Annotated in this window: 1 protein-coding gene; it reads right to left on the bottom strand. The window is 62.0% G+C overall.

Features of this window, described 5'->3' with window-relative positions:
- Positions 1-7,763 (bottom strand): two-partner secretion domain-containing protein (locus BG55_RS15725; protein WP_034939464.1); only part of this gene is annotated, 7,763 nt, incomplete at its 3' end.
- Between the last annotated feature and the right edge of the window lie 2 nt (positions 7,764-7,765).

Below are 7,765 nucleotides of genomic sequence, written 5' to 3'. Positions count from 1 at the left end.
TTGTTGATGTTATTCAGCGCACTCAGTTGCAGGTCGCCACCGGCATTAAGCAGTCCGGCATTGAGATTGCTGATGCTGTTATCGCTGTTGATGCTCAGATCGTCTCTGGCAGTGACGGTGCTGCCGCTGTTGGTGAGGTTACCGGCAGCAAGGCTGACGTTGTTGCCGGCAATCACGCTGCCATCACGCATCGCCACGTCTTTGGGTGACAGGTAGACCTTCGGCACCATCACCGTTTCACCATTTACCGTGGTGGCTTCCCACCAGATAATGCTGCCGTCCAGCGCGGCGATCTGCGCGGCGCTCAGCGACACGCCAAACTGCAACCCCAGCGACTGCTGCTGTGCCGCCGCGTTGTCCATCAGGTAGCGCATCTGATCCAGTTCAGAACCGATGCCGTTCAGATAGCGGCTGCCGGTCTGATTCAGCACCACATTGCTGACATAGCGGGTATCAAAGGCCGCATCCCCCAGAAAACGATAGTCCTGCTCCGGCTTCAGGTTAAGCCTGTCAAGCAGATAAGACGATCCGAGGAAGGTATTGACATCGGTGTACTGCTGACGGCTTTCCTGCGGTGCCGTGCCGGGCTGTTTGCCCAGCAGCGCGTTGAGGCCGTCAAACAGGCTGTCGTTCAGCTGCCCCAGCGCGTTGAGTTTTGGATTAAGGGTGATCAGATAAGGGCTTTTGCTGTCTGCCACCACAAAATAACCGTTACTGCCGGAGGGCAGTGGATAAGCACTGGTATCGACGCTGGCCGCTTTGTCGTTACGCAGCGTCGCGGTGCTGACCACCGGCGCACCGCTCAGGCTCGCGGCTTTGCCCAGGTCGGCCCGCCCTGCGCTGTCAGCGTTATTGCTGAACAACGGCGTGGTGACGGTGGTGATGTTTTCAACCGCACTTCCGGCGTTGACCTGTTGCAATGCCGCCTGCAATTGATCGAACCACTGCGGGGAGCTGACGGCCACCCGGTCAGCACTGACCATCTGCTGCCGCTGTTGGGCACCGACCTGACTGACGGCGGCCAGGCCGCTGATGCCCGGGGTGGCCAGCGTATTGCCGGACCAGCCCGCATTGGCGGTGGTGGTGGTATTGCTGATATCGCCGCTGAAGCTGGCACTGACGTTGCCCCCGGCCTGGATGACGGCGCGGTAAAGTTCTCCCTGCGCGGCCTGCTGCTCATGTCCGACCAGGTTGAAATTTATCGTCTTGATGGTTGGTTTTTGGGAAACATAGCTGTCGCCATCGATGGTGGCAAACGGTGCCGCCCCGCCGTTTTTGCTGCCGTACTGATAAATCAGATAGTCGGTGCTGGTGCCCGCCTGCCAGCTTTGATTATTCAACTGGTTACCGGATAAAAAAGCATTCCGGCCAGCGAGCAGATTGCTGGCCTGATTCTCCAGGCTGGCGGCATGCAAAATCAGATCTCTGGCAGAAGCGATCCGCGCTGATCCACCGCTGGTCACCACCGTGGTCTGCGTTTGTGATTGTTCGAACTTCTGGGTGGCGTAATCTTCAAAGGGGGCATAGTGATAGGTGGTGGTTCTGGACGTGGTGCAGGAACCATTAGGGCCACATGAACCCACGGTTCTTTCCGTTACCGTATCGTAGTAACCCCATGTACCATCCGCCATCTGGGTATAAGGCAGGCTCAGGTTCGCGTCACCCAGACCGCTGATGGCGGTATTTTGTGTTGACGTCTGTGTCACCTGCAACCCATCCCGGGTGTTCAGTAAATGCCCGGTACTAATCACAATATCCCCCGCCTGCGACTCAATGGTGCCGGAGGTGTTAATCACTTCGCCGTTGGCATTGCCCGCCGCATCGCGCTGCATCCACAGGCTGTTACCGGCGAGAATATCGCCGCGCTGGTTACGGATGCTGTTTGCCAGCAGCGAAAGATTCTGCCCGGCATAGAGCAGCGCGGTGTTAACAATCGCGCCTGGCGCACTGATGGTCAGGCTGCCGCGCGTACCGGTAAAGCCATCCACGGTGACGTCGCTGCCGCTGTTCAGGGTCACGTTGCCGCCGCCCTGCAAACTGCCCGCGCCATTCATGGCGATACGGCTGCCCGACAGGCTGCTGTCGCCAGAACCGGTGGTCAGCAGACCATTATTGACCAGCGCACCGCCCGCGCTGAGCGTCAACGCCTGACCCTGAAGGGTGCCCTGATTCTCCAGCACGCCATTAGTGCTGATGCTCAGGCGGTTGCCCGCCGCCAGCGCGGTGCGGGCGACAAAACCATTCGCCACGTTCAACGATGCATCGCCCAGCGCCACCAACTGGCCCAGCAGATCCAGGCCGTTGCTGGTCAGGGTCAGATTGCCCGCGCTGAATAGCCGCCCGCTCGCCTGCTGGTTAATCTGCGCGGCGTTGACGTTCAGCAGGCCGGTGCCCAGCAGGGTGCCGTTATTGTTCAGCTGCTGATAATTCACCGCCAGGTTTCCGCCCTGGGTCATCCCCTGGTTCTGAAGCAGAGATCCGGTCAGCGTCCCCTGCTGGTCGGCCAGCAGCGTGCCGTTATTGGTGGTGTTCGCCGCATTCAGCGTCAGCTGCCCGGCCTGAAGCCAGCCGTTATTGACCAACTGCGGCGTGGTGAAAATCAGTTCGCCAGCGGTGAGTACCCGACCCGCGTTGCTGGCAAGTCCACTGGCGGTGATGCGGCCGGTCACGCCCTGGATCAGGCCATAGTTGTAGAGTTCCGGCGTGGTCAACGTCAGCGTGTTGCCCCCCCCCACCACCGTGCCATTAGCGTTGTTGGTCAGCCGTCCGCTGGTGGTCAGCAACAGATTATTATCGCCCTGCAACCGTCCGTTGTTATCCAGGGTGCCGCTGGTCAGCTCCAGTTCGCCGCCCTGCATCCGGCCGGCGTTATTCACCGTCGCCGCCTGCACGCTCAGCTTTCCGGCACTGAGCAGGGTTTTATCCTGCTGCTGGGTCAGCGCGCCGTTCAGTTGCACGGTCAGGCCATCCACCCCGGTGATATCGCCATTGTTGTTCAGCGTGTCGCCGGTCAAGGTCAGATTCCTGGCGATCCACTGCCCCTGATTGCTGAGCGCCAGCGCATGCAGCGCCGCCGCGCCGTTAGCTGAAATTTTGCTGCCTGCCGCCGCGTCCAGCCTTTCGCTCAGGTTGAGTTGCAGCGCGTCGGCGCTCTGAATGCTGCCTTTATTGGTCAGTTGTCGGGCCGTCAGCAGGATCTGCTGGCCCTGCCAGCTGCCATTGTTGGTCAGCGTATCGCCGGTGACAGTCAGGGTGCCCTGGGTCAGCAACTGCCCCCCGGCGTTGTTCACCAGCACCCGCGTCGGGGTTACCTGCGCCAGCAGCACCCGGAAGCGGCTGAGCTGTGGCGCAGCCGCCAGCGTCAGCGCCTTCAGGCCAGTCAGGCTACCCTGGTTGGTTACGCTGGCGGGGCGAATGGTCAGGGTTTCCCCCTGGATGGCCCCGCTGTTATTCAGGCTGCTGCCATTGAGCAGCGTGGCTTTTTCTGCCAGCAGCGAGCCATTGTTTATCAGGCTGTCGGCGCTGATTTGCAGCGCGCCCTGGGTGAGCAGCGCACCGCTGTTACTCAGCGTTCTGCCGATACCTGCGGTCAGTGAACCGCTGCCGAGGAGCGATGCGGAATTCAGCCAGTCGTCAGCGGTGATGCTGACATCGCTGCCCTGCACGATACCCGCCGTATTCAGACCGGCAGCGCTGAGCAACAGGCTGCCGCCGCTGAGGGTTTTACCGCTGCTGCCCTGTACAACATCGCCATCGGCCTGCACGGTCAGGGCGTTGTTGCCCTGCCACAGCCCGCTGTTGTTGAGGGTAGTGCCGCTCAGGCTCAGATCGCCCGCGATGATTTTCCCACGGTTAAGCAGGCTGCCAACGCTGAGGCTGGCGTTTGCCCCGCTCAGCAGGCTGCCTGCGTTATCCAGCACGCCGCTGACGTGGCCTTCCAGACCGGCGGTGCCATTGACGGTGCCCGTGTTGCTCAACGCGGCGAACTGCCCGCTGAGCTGAGCGCCCTGCCAGCTGCCTGCATTACTGGCATTATCCGCCTGCAAGGCCAGCTCACCGCCGCTGAGCAACTGACCGCCCGCCAGGGTATCCAGCTGACGAAAATCAGCGCTGAACGCCGCATCACCCTGCATCAGCCCCTGGTTTTGCAGCCGGTCGCCGCTGGCGCGTAGCTGTTGCGCAGCAAGGATCCCGGCGTTGTTCAGCGTTTGCGCCTGAAGCTCCGCCTGCTGACGCACCAGCAGTTTGCCGCTGTTGCTGAGGGTGCCGCTCAGATTGGCACTCAACGCGTCGGCAGATACCTCGCCTCTGTTACTGAAATCAGCTGCGCGGATATCCAGCAGGTCAGCCACCTGAAGCAGGCCATCGTTGCTCAGCTGCGCCGGGTGCAGACTGAGTGCGCCACCGCTAATCAGCCTGCCGCCAGCCTGATTGGCGATCTGCGCACTGTCGAGGGTCAGGCTGCTGTTACCCTGCAACAAACCGCCGTTGGTCAGCTGTGGCGCGCTAAGGGTCAGCCCGTCTGCCGCCAGCGTGCCGCTGTTATTCAACGCCGCCGCCTTCAGTGCCATCTGTTGCTGAGCGATTAACGCACCGCCGTTGCTCAGCGCTCCGCTGACGGTGGCAGCAAGATCGCCGCTGGTGCGTGTGTCGCCGCTGTTCTGCCAGTCGTCGGCAAGGATGTCAGCCCGTTGTGCCTGAACAGAGCCCTGGTTGTCGAGGCTTGTGGCACTCACCACCAACGCACCCGCCGTTTGCAGCTGTCCGTCTGCCTGGTTAACCAGCTGATTGCCGCTCACCGTCAGCGCATCATTACCCTGAATCACCCCGCTGTTGTGCAGGTCGCCCTGGAATGCCAGCACCTTTGCCAGCAGCCAGCCGTTATTTGTCGCCGCCTCTGTCCGCAGCGCTACCGCCTGCTGGCCGAGAACCTTGCCGCTGTTGTTGAGGTTTTTTGCGCTCAGCGTGGCATCCCCGGCGCTCAGCGCGTTACCGGCGTTACGCCAGCTGTCGGCGCTGACCGTCAGCTGATTACCCTGTAGCAGTCCCGCGTTATCCAGCGTTGAGGCGTTAACCGCCAGCTGGCCCGCGCTAATCAGCTCCCCGGCGGTTGCGTTGTTCAGCGTTGTTGCCCGCAGGGCCAGGCTGTCACTGCCCTGCATCCGGCCCGCGTTATCAAGCGATGCGGCGTTGACCGCCAGCCGATCTGCGGCGATCAGGCCGTCGTTGCTCAGTTGCGTATTGTCCAGCTGCGCAGATCCTGTCGCCAGGAGTTTGCCGTCAGAAAGATTGCTGAACAGGGTATTGTCAGCACGGACTGAGGTCGCATTGATTTCGCCGCTGTTCGACAGGCGCTCACCGGAAAGACTCAGCGCGCCGTCCGTGGTCAACAGACCGCCGTTGCTGAAATCAGGCAGATCCAGCGCCAGGTCGCCCGCAGTGGCAATAGTGCCCGATTGCTGGTTAATCAGCTTCTGAGCTGACAGCGTCAGCTGGCTGTCGCCCTGCACCAGCCCACGGTTATCCACGGTTGTGCTGCTCAGGTCGAGCCGGGGCGCGGAGAGCCGCCCGCTGTTATCCAGCGCGCCCGCAGCCAGCTGCATCTGGGTCCCGGCACTCAGTACCCCGCTGTTGCTCAGACCAACAGCGGTTAACGTGACGTTGTCACCACTGACGCTGCCGCTGTTGCTTAACGTTGCCGCGTTGGCCCGCAGCTGGTTTTCCGCCAGCAGCGAACCGGCGTTGTCCAGCGCACCGCTGGCAGTGAGCAGCACAGTCGCGGCACTGCTTTTGCCCGTGTGGCTCAGTTGATCGGCGGCGACGGACAGTCGATCGCTGGCGGCCTGGGTGCCCGCAAGATCCGCCTGAACAGCGTTGAGGTTAATATTTTCGCCCTGAAGATGTGCAGCGGCGCGGGTCAGCAGGCTGCCGCTGTTGCTGCTCAGCAGGCCGTCAGCCCGCAGTTCGCCGTTCAGATCGGCCTGATCTTTCACCTGCAATGACAGGTCACCGTTGCTGAGGGTATGGGCATCCTGACCGCTGTTCAGGCTGTCGCTGACCAGCGTTATGCCTTTACCGGCAGAAAAAGTGCCCTGCTGGTTCAGCTCAGCGGTTTTTACGCCAAGCGCCCCATCGGTCCGGGTGGTTGCGCCTGCCGCATTGGTGAGGCGATCGCGGTAAGTCAACGCCATATCCCCGGACGCCGCCAGGGTGCCGCTCTGATCCAGCGTGTTGCCTGCCAGTATCATCCCGGCGGTGCTCTGAAGCGTACCGCCGTTATCTAACGTACCGCTGTTCAGCGTGACGCCACTGCCCTGCAAAGAGCCCTGATTATCCAGGCTGTCGCTGACCAGATTCAGCTGGCCGGTTGCCAGCAGCGTCCCGGCGTTGGTGAATGCACCGCCATTGAGCGACACGCTGTTACCCTGAAGGGTGCCCTGATTAGTCAGGCTGTCGCTGACCGCCGTGAGATTTTCCTGCGCCAGCAGCGTCCCGCTGTTGCTTACTGTGCCGCTGCTGAGCGTAACGCTGTTGCCCTGAAGTATGCCCTGGTTTGCCAGACTGCTGCTGACGCCATCCAACTGCCCTTTTGCCAGCAGCGTCCCACTGTTGCGGGTCACGGCCGCATTGATCTTCAGATTGCCGTCTGCCACAAACTGCCCGGCATTATCCAGCTGATTGCCTGCCTGCATGGTGATATTGCCTGCGGCGCGGGCGGTGCTTGCGCCATCGGCGTTCAGATCGCCCGCGTTCAGGCTCAGCCCCTCGCCAGCAGTCAGCTGGCTGCCCACCAGTTGCAGGCGTTGCCCGCTCTGCATGGCGATGCCTTTGTCGCTGCCTGCGGTGGCGTGGTTCAGGTCGATGGCGTTGGCGGCGGTCAGGGTCAGCGGGCCGGCGGATTTATGTTCGCCACTCAGCTCGATGCTCTGCGCACGGGCGGTCAGCGCGCCGCTGCTCAGACTGTCGCGCACCGCCAGCCTGCCGTTGGCATCCAGCGCGATATCGCCCTGGCGCGCCAGCAGATTGCCCAGGTTTACCCCCACGCCATTTTCGCTGGACACCAGATGGATACGGTTGGCATACATGCCGCCCAGCGCGCCGGTATCCACCGCCACCGTCGGCGCTGCCCCATCACCAGCAATGGGGGTGACCGAGCCATCCTGCCCGACCCGGTTGGCCCCCACCGTTACCGACAGATCGCGGGCATGGATACCGGCGTTGATCTCGGTCGCGCGGGCGACAATCGCTACCGCATCGGCGTCGCTGCCGTCCAGCCCCTGTCCTTCCACCACGATGGTGCCTTTGCTGACCTCCAGCGCGGTGAGATTCCCGCTGGCATCCAGCTGGGGTTTCCCGGTGGTCAGGGTCACGCCAGGGGTGTTGATAAAGCCGCAGCCGTTACAGGTAATGCCATAGGGGTTCGCCACTATCACCTTCGCCGCGCTGCCCGCCACTTCGGTATAGCCCTGTAACTGTGAACGATTCGCGCCGACCACTTCGTTGATGATTGCGCGGGCTTCCTGCCCGGCTTTCAGATTGGTGTTGTTCTGCACCAGGCCACCCAGGCGGGTCTGCGTCAGCTGTCCGGTGGCATTGTTGAGGATTAGCCCCTCACTGCCGACGTTGTACTGCTGGTACTGGTTATGCGAGATCCCCGCCTGATTCGGCGTGGCGATGTTGATTACCGGCACGCCGTTGCCTGCCGCATCGACTTTAGTGCCGGGGGTGACCGGGGTAATCTCGGCCGCCACCACAGGAAGCATCG

This window comes from Erwinia mallotivora (genome assembly GCF_000590885.1).
Lineage (GTDB): Bacteria > Pseudomonadota > Gammaproteobacteria > Enterobacterales > Enterobacteriaceae > Erwinia > Erwinia mallotivora.
The sequence above is the reverse complement of the archived record's forward strand: the minus strand, read 5'-3'. Positions and strand labels throughout refer to the sequence as shown.